Annotated in this window: 14 protein-coding genes and 1 other annotated feature; of the genes, 5 read left to right on the forward strand and 9 right to left on the reverse strand. The window is 45.9% G+C overall.

All coding sequences use genetic code 11. The features are described from left to right. Nucleotides 1-17: 17 nt before the first annotated feature. Nucleotides 18-1058 (reverse strand): phenylalanine--tRNA ligase subunit alpha, encoded by a 1041-nt coding sequence (gene pheS / locus AS888_RS10885; RefSeq protein WP_061142183.1) that lies wholly within the window; start codon nucleotides 1056-1058, stop codon nucleotides 18-20. Between the two features lie 58 nt (nucleotides 1059-1116). Next, nucleotides 1117-1357, reverse strand: a binding site (T-box leader). Nucleotides 1358-1407: 50 nt separating this feature from the next. Further along, nucleotides 1408-2160: a TrmH family RNA methyltransferase gene (locus AS888_RS10890; protein WP_061142184.1), complete on the reverse strand. Its 753-nt coding sequence runs from the start codon at nucleotides 2158-2160 to the stop codon at nucleotides 1408-1410. A gap of 122 nt (nucleotides 2161-2282) precedes the next feature. On the opposite strand from AS888_RS10890, the gene sspI reads away from it, so the two are divergent. Next, nucleotides 2283-2492, forward strand: a complete 210-nt coding sequence (sspI, locus tag AS888_RS10895; protein ID WP_061142185.1) for a small acid-soluble spore protein SspI — start codon at nucleotides 2283-2285, stop codon at nucleotides 2490-2492. A 33-nt stretch (nucleotides 2493-2525) separates the two neighbouring features. Here sspI and AS888_RS10900 read toward each other — a convergent pair whose 3' ends face one another. From AS888_RS10900 to AS888_RS10930, 7 genes are all read right to left on the reverse strand, one after another. Then, nucleotides 2526-2915 carry a general stress protein gene (locus tag AS888_RS10900; protein ID WP_061142186.1) on the reverse strand — a complete coding sequence of 130 codons (390 nt, stop codon included), beginning with the start codon at nucleotides 2913-2915 and terminating at the stop codon, nucleotides 2526-2528. Nucleotides 2916-3103: 188 nt separating this feature from the next. Then, nucleotides 3104-3880, reverse strand: coding sequence for a general stress protein (locus AS888_RS10905; protein WP_061142187.1), 777 nt, complete (start codon nucleotides 3878-3880; stop codon nucleotides 3104-3106). Between the two features lie 196 nt (nucleotides 3881-4076). Next, entirely contained in the window at nucleotides 4077-5009 is a 933-nt protein-coding gene (locus AS888_RS10910; RefSeq protein WP_061142188.1) for a YsnF/AvaK domain-containing protein, read from the reverse strand. Between the two features lie 264 nt (nucleotides 5010-5273). Continuing rightward, nucleotides 5274-6599, reverse strand: a complete 1326-nt coding sequence (locus AS888_RS10915) for a (Fe-S)-binding protein (protein WP_061142189.1) — start codon at nucleotides 6597-6599, stop codon at nucleotides 5274-5276. After that, nucleotides 6596-8008: a glycolate oxidase subunit GlcD gene (gene glcD, locus AS888_RS10920; RefSeq protein ID WP_061142190.1), complete on the reverse strand. Its 1413-nt coding sequence runs from the start codon at nucleotides 8006-8008 to the stop codon at nucleotides 6596-6598. The genes AS888_RS10915 and glcD overlap by 4 nt, the downstream gene beginning before the upstream one ends. A 115-nt stretch (nucleotides 8009-8123) precedes the next feature. After that, on the reverse strand, nucleotides 8124-9242 hold the full coding sequence (locus tag AS888_RS10925; protein WP_061142191.1) for a PucR family transcriptional regulator: 1119 nt from the start codon (nucleotides 9240-9242) through the stop codon (nucleotides 8124-8126). Nucleotides 9243-9308: 66 nt separating this feature from the next. Further along, nucleotides 9309-11000: an L-lactate permease gene (locus AS888_RS10930; RefSeq protein ID WP_061142192.1), complete on the reverse strand. Its 1692-nt coding sequence runs from the start codon at nucleotides 10998-11000 to the stop codon at nucleotides 9309-9311. A 255-nt stretch (nucleotides 11001-11255) separates the two neighbouring features. Here AS888_RS10930 and AS888_RS10935 point away from each other — a divergent pair, with 255 nt between their 5' ends. The 4 genes from AS888_RS10935 (at nucleotide 11256) to AS888_RS10950 (ending at nucleotide 15027) form a co-directional block, all read left to right on the forward strand. After that, nucleotides 11256-11987, forward strand: a complete 732-nt coding sequence (locus tag AS888_RS10935) for a FadR/GntR family transcriptional regulator (protein ID WP_061142193.1) — start codon at nucleotides 11256-11258, stop codon at nucleotides 11985-11987. A gap of 172 nt (nucleotides 11988-12159) precedes the next feature. Next, nucleotides 12160-12876 carry a (Fe-S)-binding protein gene (locus AS888_RS10940; protein WP_061142194.1) on the forward strand — a complete coding sequence of 239 codons (717 nt, stop codon included), beginning with the start codon at nucleotides 12160-12162 and terminating at the stop codon, nucleotides 12874-12876. A gap of 22 nt (nucleotides 12877-12898) precedes the next feature. After that, nucleotides 12899-14329, forward strand: a complete 1431-nt coding sequence (locus AS888_RS10945; protein WP_061142195.1) for a LutB/LldF family L-lactate oxidation iron-sulfur protein — start codon at nucleotides 12899-12901, stop codon at nucleotides 14327-14329. Next, nucleotides 14323-15027: a LutC/YkgG family protein gene (locus AS888_RS10950; protein ID WP_221408598.1), complete on the forward strand. Its 705-nt coding sequence runs from the start codon at nucleotides 14323-14325 to the stop codon at nucleotides 15025-15027. Before AS888_RS10945 ends, AS888_RS10950 begins: the two co-directional genes overlap by 7 nt. Nucleotides 15028-15060: the final 33 nt, after the last annotated feature.

A 15060-nucleotide genomic window follows, 5' to 3' on the forward strand; every position in this document is an offset into this window, starting at 1 on the left:
CTTTATAAAAATAAAATTTATGCTTCGTGATGGTTGAATTGCTTTAAGAATCGAACATCATTCGTATAGAAATGGCGAATATCGTCCACACCGTACTTCAGCATCGCGATCCGTTCCACGCCCATTCCAAATGCGAACCCAGAGTATTTTTTGGAATCGAACCCAGCCATTTCAAGGACGTTCGGATGAACGATCCCGGCACCAAGCACTTCGATCCAGCCTGTTTTTTTACATACGCTGCACCCTTTACCACCGCAGATTTTACAGGAAATATCCACTTCGACGGATGGCTCCGTGAATGGGAAGAAACTTGGACGAAGACGGATTTCACGGTCCTGCCCGAATACTTTTTTGGCAAATACGTCAAGCGTTCCTTTTAGATCGCTCATGCTGATGTTCTCATCGATGACCAAGCCCTCGATTTGCTGGAATTGATGGGAGTGTGTCGCATCATCGTTATCGCGGCGATATACTTTCCCCGGGCAAATGATTTTAACAGGGCCTTGACCTTTATGTTTTTTCATCGTCCTTGCTTGAACAGGTGAAGTGTGCGTCCGCATCAGGATTTCCTCCGTGATGTAGAAGGAGTCCTGCATATCACGTGCCGGATGGCTTTTTGGCAGGTTAAGTGCCTCGAAGTTGTAGTAATCGCTTTCGACTTCCGGACCTTCCGCAACGGTGTATCCCATTCCGATGAATAAATCTTCAATTTCTTCCACAACACGTGTTAACGGATGATGGTTCCCCTTGTTTACGGGACGTCCTGGCAATGTCACGTCAATCGTTTCCGTTGCTAGCTTAGCATTGACAGCTGCCGTTTCAAGAGCCTTTTGTTTTTCCTCGATTTTTGAAGCGATTGCCTCACGGACGTCATTGGCAAGCGCCCCGATTTTCGGGCGTTCCTCTGCTGACAGCTTCCCCATGCCACGCAATACCTCAGTGATCGGGCCTTTTTTCCCTAAATAAGCAACCCGGACTTCATTCAGTTCCTTAAGTTCGGAAGCGGCGGTTACTTTTTGCAACGCTTCTTCCTGCAGTTCTAGTAATCGTTCCTGCATCATGTTTTCCTCCTTTATTTTCCTTTTGTAAAAATGAACACAAAAAAACCCCTATCCCTAAAGGGACGAGGTTTATGTATCGCGGTACCACCCTTATTAGTGCAAGGACAAATAAACTCCTGCACTCACTTCATCAAAATAACGGCTTTTCACCGGAACATTTTTCGGACGATGTGTCTTCCCAATGCCAACTCGAAAGGTGAATTCGCTTAAGCAGCGCCATAAAAATGCTTTCAGTCAAGGCATTTTTTCCCTGTATATGGATATCTTAAGGTACTACTCTTTGTCATCGTTATTTGCATTATAAAATTCTGTTTCATTATATTATAATTCGGCGGCCGTTTCAAATTCATTTTCGCAAATGATACATTAAAATCCCGGCTGCGATCCCTACATTAAGCGATTCGCTTTTTCCATAAATGGGAATATAGAGATTTTGAGTCGTTTTTGCCAATAATTCCTTCGAAACACCTTGGCCTTCATTTCCGACAAGCAGGGCGAATCGGGATGTTTTTTCGACTTCTTCATATGGTGAAGCGCCTTCCAAAGCTGTGCCATAAACCGGCGTCCCCTTCTGTTTCAGCTCTTCGATGACCTCGGATAGGTTTGCTTTGATGACAGGCATACGGAATAGACTTCCCTGTGTCGAACGGACCACCTTCGGGTTATATAAATCTGCGCATCCTTCGCCAACGATGACTGCATCCATACCAGCTGCATCCGCTGTCCTGATCATCGTACCTATATTCCCCGGATCCTGAACAGCATCAATCAATAATAGTTTATCCGGATTGATGGACTCCATGCTCATTACTTTTTGTTCACACACCGCAGCAATTCCTTGCGGGGCCTCGGTGTCGCATATTGCTTTCATAATATCATGTTTCACATAAATGACTTCCGTGCCTTCCAATTTAAAATGGGCGGGCATTTCCGTTTCTTCATTTACGATGACTTCCATGACGATTTCTTCTTTTAAGGCTTCTTCAACAAGGTGGAAGCCCTCGACTAAATATTTGCCTGTCTTATCGCGCTCTTTTTTCGTCAATAGCTTCTTCCATTGCTTGACTTGCGGGTTTTTTACGGATTCGATATATTTCAAGGGTAAACGCTCCTTTGACTTCACACTGATTTTCCTATTATAACGCAAATCGCATACATATTGCATGCCCGTTTGTGAAATGCTATTAATGTCAGTCATTATGTGTTAGAGGAGGAATAATTGTGAATTTAAACCTACGTAATGCGATCATCCAAAATGTATCTGGAAATTCGCAGGAGCAGCTGGAAGACACGATTGTCGATGCGATACAAAACGGCGAGGAAAAAATGCTGCCTGGCTTGGGAGTCTTATTCGAGGTCATCTGGCAAAATTCATCTGATCAAGAAAAACAGGAAATGATTAATGCCCTTGAATCAGGATTAAAAAAATAACAGCCCTCGGAGGCTGTTATTTTTTTGATTCGCTTACTTCGTCATCGGCACCACTTTATCTGGGTCAGCCATCATTTCTGCAACAGATACTTCTTCATCAAGAAGCAGAATGTATTTTTTTGCTTTCACTTCTTCGAGGATCTCATTCGTCTCGGTTACGGAGTACCCGTATTTCGTGAAAAAGGTACGCAAATCCCCTGAACCTTCTTCTGTGAAGAAATGGATGATTTTCTCTAAAAAAGTATCCTTATCCTGATTGGCGATGATCAATATATCCGTATGGTCGTTTCCGAGCTGCACATCATTTTTTATATCAGCTGCGACTGTCATTTGTATGCCGGTCACGCCTTTTGCTTGTAAATCATGAATTGCAGCAAGTAATTCCGGATTAGAGTCAAAAACACCATAAACGTTTTTGTCCATGTTTTCTTCCTCCTTGTTACTTCACTTGAAATAGAATTCCTCTGTAATTATACCTTGTCGCTTTATCAATAAACAAGCAAATAATGCAATGGGAAATGCTAGTACCTGGCCGAAAAACTCCTTTCCTAAAGGAGTTTCCATTCAAATTCAAAAACTAACAGCCTTTGGCCGGCTGTTAGTTTGCGCCTTTACAGATGATCGGTATTGATTCTATTTTTGATGTAATCGTCCTCCAACGGATCTTCTTCCTCTTTAACATCACGGTTTACAGATCTTTCTGCATTCCGTTCTTTTTGGGCATCGGCTGAAAATGCGTCGGCATGGGGGTCGCTAGTCAATGTGCCTTCATGGTCCATTTTCTCCTGTTGTTTAAATTTTTCAGTGGAATTAGCCCTGATTTCCCTTTCTTGAGACCGCTTCGTGTCCAGCTCTTGTTGATTTTCAAAAATATCGGAAGAATTTCCGTGCAGTTCTGTGCTTCTCCCTGGCTGTGCCTCAACTTCCCTTGTTTGATAGGCATTGGCAGTCGTCTCAGGAAAAAGATTCGGGTCCGGGTTGTTCACCACTCCTGTTTTTAGCGGATCTTCTATAAGGGATTCGTCATCATGCATGTCTTTGGAAGCGGCTGCCTGGTCATCTGTAAGGATCAAGAATTTCCCTGACTCCACCTCGTTTATATAAGCGGTCGCTTCGCTATCGGCAAGCCCCAATTCACCCAGCCTGTTCCTAATGTCCCGAGAGCCTTCGTTCAGGAAAAAATGCTTCATCTTATCCAAGAAGGAATCTTCATTGGCATTCGTTACGACGTCCACATCCGGATTTCTTCCTTCATTGCCAAAATCGAAATCTTCCTTTTTATTGGCGATTACGGTTATTTCCCCTTGTCTTCTTGTTTCCTTTAAGGATTGTATAGCCTGATATACTTCTGTTTTAGTATCGTACACACCATATAATGCTTTAACCATGCATCTCTTCCTCCTTATTTTCTGAAACGTTTCTTATTTGTAGGTATACCCCAAGGGCTGCTTTTTAAACAATGGCTGGTTTCGCATACTCTTGCGATTCATCAAGTAATGCTGTGATCAAGTTAAATGAAAAAGGGCTTCGGAATGGGGAACATTCCGAAGCCCTTTTTTCATGCTGCAGCTTATTTTTTTACACTTAGAAGCGGTCGCCTCTTCGTTCAGCTGCGTTTTTTTCATTTACGATCGAGTCATCTGTACTATCAAGCTGAATTTCTTCCTTTTTCAGGGTATCTTTAACCTGTTCGGTTTCTTGAACAGCATGTTTCTTGATGACGATTTCGTCTGTTACGATTGGTTTTTTTGATACTTCCAATTTTTCCTCGACGACAGGAATACGTATCGTTTCCCCATCTTGAATGCTGCTGCCAGGTTCGAGATTCGCTTCACGTCCTGAAACGGATCGATGCTCGACAGTCACCTCTTCATGCTCAACAGGGACATTGATCGTTTTATGTTGTTCTTTCACTTCTTTATTGATGACAACTTCACCGGTCTGAACTCTTTCTTTATCGATATTCAGCTGCTCTTCACGAAGCTTGAGCGTCTGTTCATCTTCCGGCAATTCACGACCTTGTCCGTTCATTCCATATACATCTTCCTTATTTAAGGCATCGGTTTTTTCGGCATTGTTATAAAGAGGGGGCGTGGTGTTCGCATCCAGCCTTGTTCCAGCCGTGTCCGTTCTTGCGGTCGTGAATTGATCTTTTGCCGTTCCAAGATGTCCTTCCCCTTCTTCAACTAGGACGAGAACCTTTCCGTTTTCCACATCAAAGACATGCTCAGCTGCGTCACTATTGGAAAGGCCTGCATTCGCCAATCTTGTTGATAGGTCAGCTGTATCGTCCGGCATGAAGAAGCGGGCCACCTTGTCCATGAAAGATTCGTCGTTAGAAACATTCGTCATTGTATGAACATCCGTTTCACGTTGGTGATGGGTAAAATCCAATGTTTCTTCCTTATCAGCTACAACCGTGATATCGTCCCCTTCAAAGCCCTTGGCCTTGAGTGCATTAATCGCTTGGATCACTTCTGCATTCGATTCATATACTCCATAAACTGTTTTATTCATTGTACATTCCTCCTTAGGGTTTGTTGTGCTATATGGTAGCTCATATATAATTTGTACCCGCTTGTCACCTAAGTAAACGAGGAATCCACATTTCATTTATGTTAAAACATGACGATTTGTTCTCAGAATAGAACGATCATTTCACGGAAAACCAGGTTTTTCAATGGTTTGCTCATTATTTAAAACGTAATGTTTAGACATATAATACCATCCGAACAGTTGCAGCCTAGCGTCGGCGTTCAATTTTCCTGCCGTTTTCTTCTATTATAATGCCGCAGCTTCCAAGAGTAGGTCGGCAATATGTACCGCTTTCGTGCAATCCCCCATCTTTTCGCGTTCGATTCCGAGCTGCATTTGCAACAAACAGCCAGGGTTCGCCGTCACAACAATATCCGCCTGCGTCGATTTGGTGTGCTCCATTTTCGAGTCAAGGATTTTCATGGACATCTCTGATTCCACAATATTATAGATTCCGGCAGAGCCGCAGCAGCGATCAGCATCCTTCATTTCCCTGAAATCGATTCCTTCTATCGCTTGAAGTAGAATACGTGGAGCAATGGATGTATTCATCACATTTCGTAAGTGACAGGAATCCTGGAATGTGATGGTTTGAGCTGGCAATTTCAGGCGAGTTTTTTCATGAAAGCGTAAATCGACCAGAATTTCGCTAATGTCCTTCAACTTACCTTTGAAGGCCATTGCCCGTTCATGCCAAACTGGGTCTTCTTGGAGCAAATGGTCATAATCAATGAGAAAAGCTCCACAACCACCGGCATTCGTAATGATATAATCCACCCCGTCCGCCTCAAACGCTTCAATATTACGCTTGGCCAGCTGCTTAGCTCCTTCTTTTTCGCCACTGTGCCCATGGAGCGCCCCACAGCAAGCTTGGGATTTTGGAATCACGATTTCACATCCGGCGACCTGAAGGAGCTTTAGTGTTGCCTTGTTCGTTTCCAGAAACATCGTATCCATCAAGCAGCCGGAAAAGAAGGCCACCTTTTTAAGGACTGGGCCAATCGAAGGCAGACCGGTTGGCCTTTTTTTCATTTCCGATTTTGTCGGGACCTTTGGCAGCACCTTTTCCATGGTCGCCAAATTATCGGGCAGCATGCTGAGTACCCCTGTTTTACGGGCGATATATTGCAGGCCGGATCTCTGATAAAAGCCAAGTAAGCTCGTCATGTTCTGCATTCGCTCCTGATGTGGGAATAATCCGCTGAAAACGGCCTTGCGGATCGTTTTCACAGGAAAGCTATGCTGCTTATTTTGATGGATGATATCTCTTGCTTCTTCCAGAAGATGTCCATATTTCACACCGGAAGGGCAAACGGGCTCACAAGCCCTGCAGCCCAGGCATAGACTTAAAGAGCGTTCCACATCTTCATCGGGCTCTATCAACCCATCCGTCACCGCTTTCATCAGGGCAATTCTCCCCCTCGGCGAATGGGATTCCTTTGATCCGGATTCGATGTATGTTGGACAATGGGGCAGGCAAAAACCACATCGCATGCAATTCAGCAATTCATCTTCATTCATTCTTTCCGCGAATTGATTGGCAATCGCTTCTCTTTCCTGAACGGTCGTCATGACGAAACCACCACTCTTTTCCTGCTTTCCTTGGCAAAGACTTTTCCGGGATTCATGATGTCATGGGGATCGAATGCTTGCTTTATCGCCCTCATGGCGGCAACCCCTTCCTTCTTTAGCTTCCATTCAAGGTAAGGCGCCTTCATCGCACCCACTCCATGTTCACCGGTGATCGTCCCGCCAAGATCGATGGCCGCAGCAAAAATGTCAGCAAATGCGAGCTCCACACGCTCCATTTCATCATGATCACGAGCGTCCGTAATGCAGGTAGGGTGAAGGTTCCCATCCCCGGCATGACCGAAAGTACAAATGTTCACGTCATGCTGCTTTGCGATTTCATTGATCGCTCGAACCATCTTGGCAATTTCCGAACGGGGAACGGTGGCGTCTTCCAAAATGGTCGTCGGCTTCAGACGTGCCAGTGCAGAGAGCGCTGTACGTCTTGCCGTTTTCAGCGCAGCTGCATCAGCCTCCGTCTCGGCAATTTCCACGGAAACCGCCTTTTCCTCGAGACAGATATCAGCCATCCTTTTCATATCACGTTCCACCACTTCTAAAGGACCATCCTGTTCAATCAAAAGAACCGCTTCCACATCGGTCGGCAACCCGATCTTTGCAAAATCCTCAACGACGGCCAATGTCGGCCGGTCAAGAAATTCAAGGGTGACCGGAATGATTTTATTCGAAATGATTTTTGCCACGGACTGGGCTGCGGCATCCAAGTCTTGATACAAGGCCAGCATCGTCTTTGTCGTTTCCGGGGTGGGAATCAGTTTTAAGATCGCTTCCGTAACGATTCCTAGCGTCCCCTCGGAACCGACCATCAGCTTCGTTAAATCGTACCCCGCTACATCCTTCGCAAGCTTGCCTCCTGTGTGAATGATATCCCCATTCGGAAGGACCACCTCAAGCCCGATGACATAATCGCGCGTGACTCCATATTTCAACCCCCGCAAGCCACCGGAGTTTTCATTAATGTTGCCTCCGATCGTGGAGATTTTCATCGAACTTGGATCGGGCGGATAAAATAACCCCTTCGCCTCAACCGCTGAAATCAAGTCCAATGTGATGAGACCGGGCTGCACCGTCGCGGTTAAGTTTTCCTCATCTATTTCCAGCAAAGCATTCATTCGATTGAATAATAGAACAAGCCCGCCCTCCATCGGACAGGTGCCGCCGCTCAAATTCGTTCCGGATCCGCGTGGAATGATGGGAATCTTGTACGCGTTGCATACCTTGACGATGTCTGACACTTCAGCTGTACAGCCAGGTTTAATGACCGCATCAGGCATCGCTTGATACCCTGGTGTCGCATCATATGAATGAACCAGGCACTCCACCTTTGAATCATCGTAGTTTTCCGCTCCAACGATGCCAAGGAGTAACTGCTTGATCTGCTCCGTTATCATGTATGTATTTCCCCCTCATATTTACAATCCTATTTGATAGCTTCGATATGATTTAAGTATAAGGAAAAAACAACGCCAACTTCTATGTATGAAAACACAGAATTTCACGTTTCATTTACAAATAATTTGTATGTTTATCCAATACCTTCAACGCTAGATAGAGTGTGACCAAATCTGCTAGGTTCCTTGGATTCAATTCGGTCATGTCTTCGATCCGCTTGAGTCTATAATGGAGTGTATTGATATGTATATGAAGGGCTGCAGATGTGTCCTTCATGGACAGATCACAGGCAAAATACATGGAAAGGGTTTTAAGCAACTCCTCATTGGGAAGCAAATCCTCTATCGTCCGGGTTACATATTCCTGTCTTGTTTCCCGGGTGACCTCATCAAGCAGGACTTCAAGTTTCAAATCCTCATCAAAGACGATTCCCGCTGCTGGAAACGCAATCTTCAACGAGCGTTCCGCTTTATAAAAAGCCTTTCTGAAGGCGGAGCCAGACATACTCGGGCTAACCCCTGCACACATTTTATAACCGGTGCTATCTTCGAGCTTTCTTTGCAGTTTACGTAATTTCATTAATTGTTGATCTTTTGATCCAAAAAAATCGGCTGCTGAGAGAAGGACGAACTGATTCCGGCCCCATCGGACGACGATGTCCGATGGATGCTGCTGCCTTACGTAAATCTGAAGCCCCCTCCATACATGAGGTTCGATGACTTTTTCAGTCTTGAATTCACCAAGGATGATGACCCTGTCCACATGAACATCGATGCCAAGCATCTTTGCCTTCTGAAGGAATGGCTCATTGAATGTTTCCAGCTGATGCCATTCAAAGACGAAGAATTCCATCAGGCGTGATCGGGATTCCTCCTGTTCGAGGTGATAGCTTTCCTGAATGAACAATTCCGTCATCTTTTTTAATAGTTCTGCATATGGGGAAACAAGATTGGGTTCCCCAGTGATCCCAATCACGCAAACGGCTTCCTGATTAAAGAAAATCGGCAGGTTGATTCCCGCCTTCACCCCTTTCCAATTTCGTTCATCCTGTTTATTTATGATCAGTTTCTCGCGGTTTTTAAAAGCATGTATCGCCCCTTCATGATAGGAGCCGATCCGGCTGTCATCGGTGCTTGCAATGATCGTGCCTGCATGATCGATGATGATGATTTCCTCATCGATCAATTTCCGGACCTCATGCACCAATTTCTCAGCAACGGCTGACAATTGCATGGTCCTTCCCCCTTCCCCATTGGTCTTGGCGTATTTTTGAGTCTCTCCTGCATAAGGCCATTCTCCTTATGGTATCATCCAGGAAAGGACGCCATTTTGCAAGAAGGTAATCATGCAAACGAGCAGCAATAAGAATAAACTATGTTTGATCGTGAATCTCAATAACTCCGATTCCCTGCCGGCCAGTCCAACGGCGGCACAAGCAATCGCGATCGATTGAGGTGAAATCATCTTCCCCGTCACCCCTCCGGAAGAGTTCGCTGCAAGCGCCAGGACCGGTTCCATTCCCACCTTAAGCGCCGTCACCTTCTGAAGACTGCCAAACAAGAGATTGGCTGATGTATCCGAGCCGGTTATGAACACACCTAGCCAGCCAAGAACCGGTGCGAAGAACGGAAACAAATCCCCCGATTTCGCAAGGGTCATCCCTAAAGTTGTCGACATGCCCGAGGCATTCGTAACGTAGGCAAAGGCGACAACGGAAGAAATCATCAAGATCGGTTTCGCCAACTCGCCCATCGCTTCGGCAAAGGTGGTGAAAAAATCTTTTACCGGCATATGGACCAGGAACTTCGTAACGAGGGCAGCCAGTAAAATCGCCGTTCCCGCCGCACCAATCAGCTCCAATTTAAAGAAAGCGGCTATCGGCTGGCCGTTGCCTCCGATAATTGCATTATGCAGCCCCGGCACTTCCACTTGGAAGGTTACTAGTTTTCCAAGTTCATTGATTCCCCCCAGCAGAAAGTTATCGCCTTCATAATGGCCAGTCAGCGCCAGTTTTACCGGGCTTATCCCCCAAATGGTTATGAAAAGTGTCAATAGCAAGAATGGCGACCACGCATGGACGATCTGCCCTTTCGTGTACACTGGTTCTTTCTCGGACGACTCATTCAGCGGTTCGGCAGATGCAGCCGTTTCCTCGGATGCAAAGCGAAAGATCGTTTTAGGCTTCCAGAATTTAAGAAAGATCGCTAAGGCAAAGAGTGACACTAACGCAGAAAGGATATCCGGCAGCTCAGGACCGAGGAAATTCGAGCTTACATACTGGGTGATGGCAAAGGAAGAGCCGGAAACCAAAATGGCCGGCAAGACCTCCAGCGATCTTTTCCATCCAGCCATGATCAAAATCAGGTAAAGCGGGATGAAAGCCGAAAGGAATGGCAGCTGACGGCCGACCATTTTCGATATCTCCATCGCCGCAATGCCAGTTGGCCCTTCCATCGCGATGATCGGTATGCCAACGGCGCCGAAAGCAACCGGCGCAGTGTTTGCGATCAAGCAAATACCGGCGGCATATAGCGGGTTAAACCCGAGTCCGACTAAAAGGGCGGCCGAAATTGCCACAGGCGCGCCAAATCCAGCGGCGCCTTCCAAAAAGGCCCCGAAGGAAAAGGCCACCAATAATGCTTGCAGGCGCAGGTCTTCGGTAAGTGAAAGGACCGAAGACCGAATAATATTGAATTGGCCGCTTTTCACCGTCATTTTGTACAAAAATACGGAGGTGATGATGATCCATCCGATTGGCAGCAGTCCGTAGACCGCTCCTTGTGAAGCGGACATCAACGCCTTTCCTGCAGGCATTCCATAGACCCATACAGCCACCGCAAGAGCTACAAGTAACGTCGTTAATCCAGCCAAGTAGCCCTTCATCCTTCTGATGGCAAGAGCCCAGAAAAAGTAAAGGATGGGGATGAGTGCAACAAGAGAAGATAAAATTAAATGATCAGTGATCGGGGTAAAGTTTTGTGTCCAGGTCATTCATTTCGACTCCATTTACGATAATTTTTTTAAAAAATTCTGAAATCAACCTCTAGATGAAAACCCTTACAAACCAAAAAACCCAAAGTCATCTGATGACTTGATGAGTATCCATTAAAATTAAATGATTAAAAATATAAAATCAAGATTTTTTTATTTTTCATTGGATTTTCCAACCTTCAATGAGGGTGAAAGAACATTTGTGTTATATACTATTAACTAGAGAAACTCATAGAAAATAGAGGTGCTACTAACTTGGTATACAAAAAAATAAAGCCGAAAAAAATTTATGAAGTCGTCAGCGATGAACTTTATGAAATGATTCGGTCTGGTACCCTGAAGCCAGGTGAACAATTGGATTCCATCCAGCAGCTTGCGGAAAATTTCCAAGTCGGGCGCCCGGCCATCCGTGAGGCACTAAGTGCATTAAGCTCAATGGGCCTCATCGAAATCAAGCAAGGGGAAGGCACATTCGTGAAAACCTTCGACCCAGCCATCATGAATCATCCCTTGACTGCTGCGCTTTTGATGGATCAAGATAATATCAAGCATTTGCTCGAGGTTCGAAAAATCCTCGAATCCGGTACGGCAGAAGTTGCTGCGAAGAAACGAACGAATGATAACCTTACCGAACTGAAGAAAAGGCTTTCCCATATGAAAAATGTCTCCGACGATGAAGAATTGAGTGATAAAGCCGATATCGCTTTTCATGTTGCCGTCGCAAACGCTTCACAAAATGAGTTGCTGATTTCCTTGATGAACCACGTTTCAGAATTAATGACGGAAAAGATGCGGGATATCCGCAGGTATGCCTTATATTCCGAGGAAATGTCGCTTAATCAGCTCTATCAGCAACATGCGCGGATTTATGAGGCCATCGTTGACCAAGATGAAGCCGGAGCCCGTGATGCCATGCTGTTTCATCTGCAAAGTGTCGAGGAATCACTGGATGGGGTCATCAAAAAAAATCAACAAGGGAATCACTGATTTTTCCTGAATTTTCAAAAATACTCTATACAAACGGAGATAAAATTGATATATTATTTTGAAAATGATTGCTTCATGTAAAAACATTGGAAATTGGTATTCACCATTTCCTTTTTCTATTTTTCAGTCATCAGATGACCTGTTAACCTATTTGTTAAAGGAGGAGTACAAATTGAAAGTGACTCTCTTTGCGACATGCTTAGTTGATCTGTTTCATGCCAATGTCGGTAAAGCGACGGTGGAGCTGCTAGAGAGATTGGGCTGTGAGATCGACTTCCCGGAATCCCAGATATGCTGCGGACAGCCGGCATATAATAGCGGGTATACAAAGGATTCGAAGGAAGCGATGAAAAAAATGATCAAAACCTTCGCAGACGCTGAATACATCGTCACTCCTTCCGGCTCCTGTGCGGCGATGTTCAAGGAATATCCGGTTCTTTTTCAAGGCGATGTTGAATGGGAAAAGAAAGCTGTCTCTTTAGCGGCGAAAACCTATGAATTGACCCAGTTCATCGTCGATGTCTTGAAGGTCACCGATGTCGGGGCAACCTTCAAGGGAAGGGCGACTTATCATACTTCATGCCATATGACAAGGCTGCTTAACGTGAAGGAGGCCCCTGCGATTTTATTAAGCCATGTAAATGGCCTTGAGATGACCCCTCTTCCGGATGCCCAAAACTGCTGCGGATTCGGCGGCACGTTTTCGGTTAAGATGGGCGATATTTCCGGTCAAATGGTGGAGGAGAAGGTGTGCAATATTCAAGACACCGGGGCCGATTTTTTAATAGGCGGCGATGCAGGATGCTTGATGAATATCGGCGGACGCATCCAAAGGAAAGGGGAACCGATTCGGGTGCTTCATATTGCGGAAGTGCTGAATAGTAAATAAAGAAAGCAAGGAGGGAAAAACGATGGCAATGAAAACGAGCTCGGCCACGTTTAAAGAACGGGTGGATGAAGGAATACATAATGATTTTATGCGCATGGCCGTATCGAGTGCCCAAGAACGATTGCATGGACGGAGGCTGACGGCGGTTGATGAATTGGGCAATTGGGAGGATTGGCGTTCCCTTGGGCAAGAAATCCGGCAGCATGTCCTCGCCAACCTTGACTTCTATTTGCACCAGCTTGCAGCAAATGTTTCGAAACGGGGCGGTCACGTTTTTTTCGCGGAGACGGCTGAAGAAGCAAGCGGTTACATCAAGGATGTGATTGTGGATAAGAAGGCCAAGAAAATCGTGAAATCCAAATCGATGGTCACCGAAGAGATCAATTTGAATGCTTCCCTTGAAGCGATTGGCCTCGATGTCGTGGAAACGGATCTTGGCGAATACATATTACAGGTGGATGATCATGATCCCCCTTCCCATATCGTCGCACCTGCCCTTCATAAAAACAAAGAACAAATTAGGGATGTTTTCATAGAGAAGCTTGCCTATACCCAAACCGAAAAACCGGAAGAACTAACCGCCCATGTCCGAGGCATCCTCCGAAAGGATTTCCTAAGCGCCGATGTGGGGATTACGGGCTGTAATTTTGCAATAGCGGAAACCGGTTCAATTGGTTTGGTGACCAATGAAGGGAATGCCGATTTGGTCACTGCCCTTCCCAAAACGCAAATTACCGTGATGGGAATGGAACGGCTTGTCCCCACTTTCGATGAATTCGAGGTCCTTGTCAGTCTATTGACAAGAAGCGCCGTCGGTCAACGATTGACCAGCTACATCACTGCTCTCACCGGCCCGCGGGATGAAGGCGATGTCGACGGCCCCGAGGAATTCCATCTGGTGATCGTCGATAACGGACGTTCCTCCATATTAGGAACCGAGTTTCAATCCGTCCTGCAATGCATCCGCTGTGCTGCCTGCATTAATGTATGCCCGGTTTATCGCCAGGTTGGCGGCCATTCATACGGATCCATTTATCCGGGGCCAATCGGGGCCGTGCTATCCCCCTTGCTCGGAGGATATGATGATTTCAAGGAGCTTCCATATGCGTCGACTCTCTGTGCAGCCTGCACAGATGCCTGTCCGGTCAAGATTCCGCTTCACGATCTACTAAGAAAGCATCGTGAAGTCATAGTGGAAAAGGAAAAAATGGCTCCATTTTCAGAAAAGATGGCGATGAAGGCATTCGGGATCGGGGCAGCTTCCCCCATGCTTTATAAGTTCGGTTCCAAAATGGTCCCTTCTGCCATGTCTCCTTTCAAAACGGGAGACAGCATCTCAAAAGGGCCGGGGCCGCTGAAAAATTGGACGGAAAGCCGTGAGTTTCCTGCGCCAGGTAAAGAGAGCTTTCGGGACTGGTTCAAACATCGTGAGAAGGGGGGAAACCCATCATGAAGGGGACCATCCATAATGAAGGGACGTTCTTAGCCAATATTGCCAAAAACCTAGGAAGGCCTCTTATAACCGAAGGGATTTCACCGCCCGTTTGGAAGAACGCCCCTCAAAGGGAGGTTTTGAAACATGCGACACCAAATGATCTTGTCGAGGAATTGCAGGAACAATGCAAACGGGTCCATACCGATTTTCACCTGACTGATACAACGCAAGTGAAGCATCGGTTGAATCAGGTGATCGAGCAGCTTGGTAACGGCCCCTTGATCATCCCGAACGACGATCGATTTTCAGAGTATGAATTGGATGAATTATTATTGGAAAAAGACACGTTTGTATGGGACCATCACGCAGGCAGAAAAAACATCGAAAAAGCCGAGCGTGCAAACATCGGAATCACATTCAGTGAAATGACGCTGGCAGAATCAGCGACCGTTGTCTTGTTCAGCAGCAAGGATCATGGCCGATCCATCAGCTTCCTTCCCTCCTGCCATATTTCGATCATCCCGAAAAGCACGATCATTGCGCGAATGACCCAAGCTGCAGCGGCCATCCGTTCAAAAGTCGCCCGTGGTGAAGTCGTTCCTTCCTGCATTAATTTCATAACGGGACCGAGCAATTCGGCCGATATCGAAATGGATCTTGTCGTTGGCGTCCACGGGCCCATCAAGGCGGTCTATATCGTCATCGAAGATAAATAGATGTTAGTAATAGAAAAGGGAGTGGACTTTTTT

Origin of the sequence: Peribacillus simplex (assembly GCF_001542915.1) — a bacterium.
Taxonomy (GTDB): domain Bacteria; phylum Bacillota; class Bacilli; order Bacillales; family DSM-1321; genus Peribacillus; species Peribacillus simplex_B.

Bases quoted from the DNA above. Each gene is read 5' to 3' on its own strand.
- pheS (WP_061142183.1), bottom strand. From the start codon at position 1,058: ATGCAGGAACGATTACTAGAACTGCAGGAAGAAGCGTTGCAAAAAGTA.
- AS888_RS10900 (WP_061142186.1), bottom strand. From the start codon at position 2,915: ATGGACAAAAACGTTTATGGTGTTTTTGACTCTAATCCGGAATTACTT.
- AS888_RS10905 (WP_061142187.1), bottom strand. From the start codon at position 3,880: ATGGTTAAAGCATTATATGGTGTGTACGATACTAAAACAGAAGTATAT.
- AS888_RS10910 (WP_061142188.1), bottom strand. From the start codon at position 5,009: ATGAATAAAACAGTTTATGGAGTATATGAATCGAATGCAGAAGTGATC.
- AS888_RS10915 (WP_061142189.1), bottom strand. From the start codon at position 6,599: ATGACGACCGTTCAGGAAAGAGAAGCGATTGCCAATCAATTCGCGGAA.
- glcD (WP_061142190.1), bottom strand. From the start codon at position 8,008: ATGATAACGGAGCAGATCAAGCAGTTACTCCTTGGCATCGTTGGAGCG.
- AS888_RS10925 (WP_061142191.1), bottom strand. From the start codon at position 9,242: ATGCAATTGTCAGCCGTTGCTGAGAAATTGGTGCATGAGGTCCGGAAA.
- AS888_RS10930 (WP_061142192.1), bottom strand. From the start codon at position 11,000: ATGACCTGGACACAAAACTTTACCCCGATCACTGATCATTTAATTTTA.
- AS888_RS10945 (WP_061142195.1), top strand. From the start codon at position 12,899: ATGGCAATGAAAACGAGCTCGGCCACGTTTAAAGAACGGGTGGATGAA.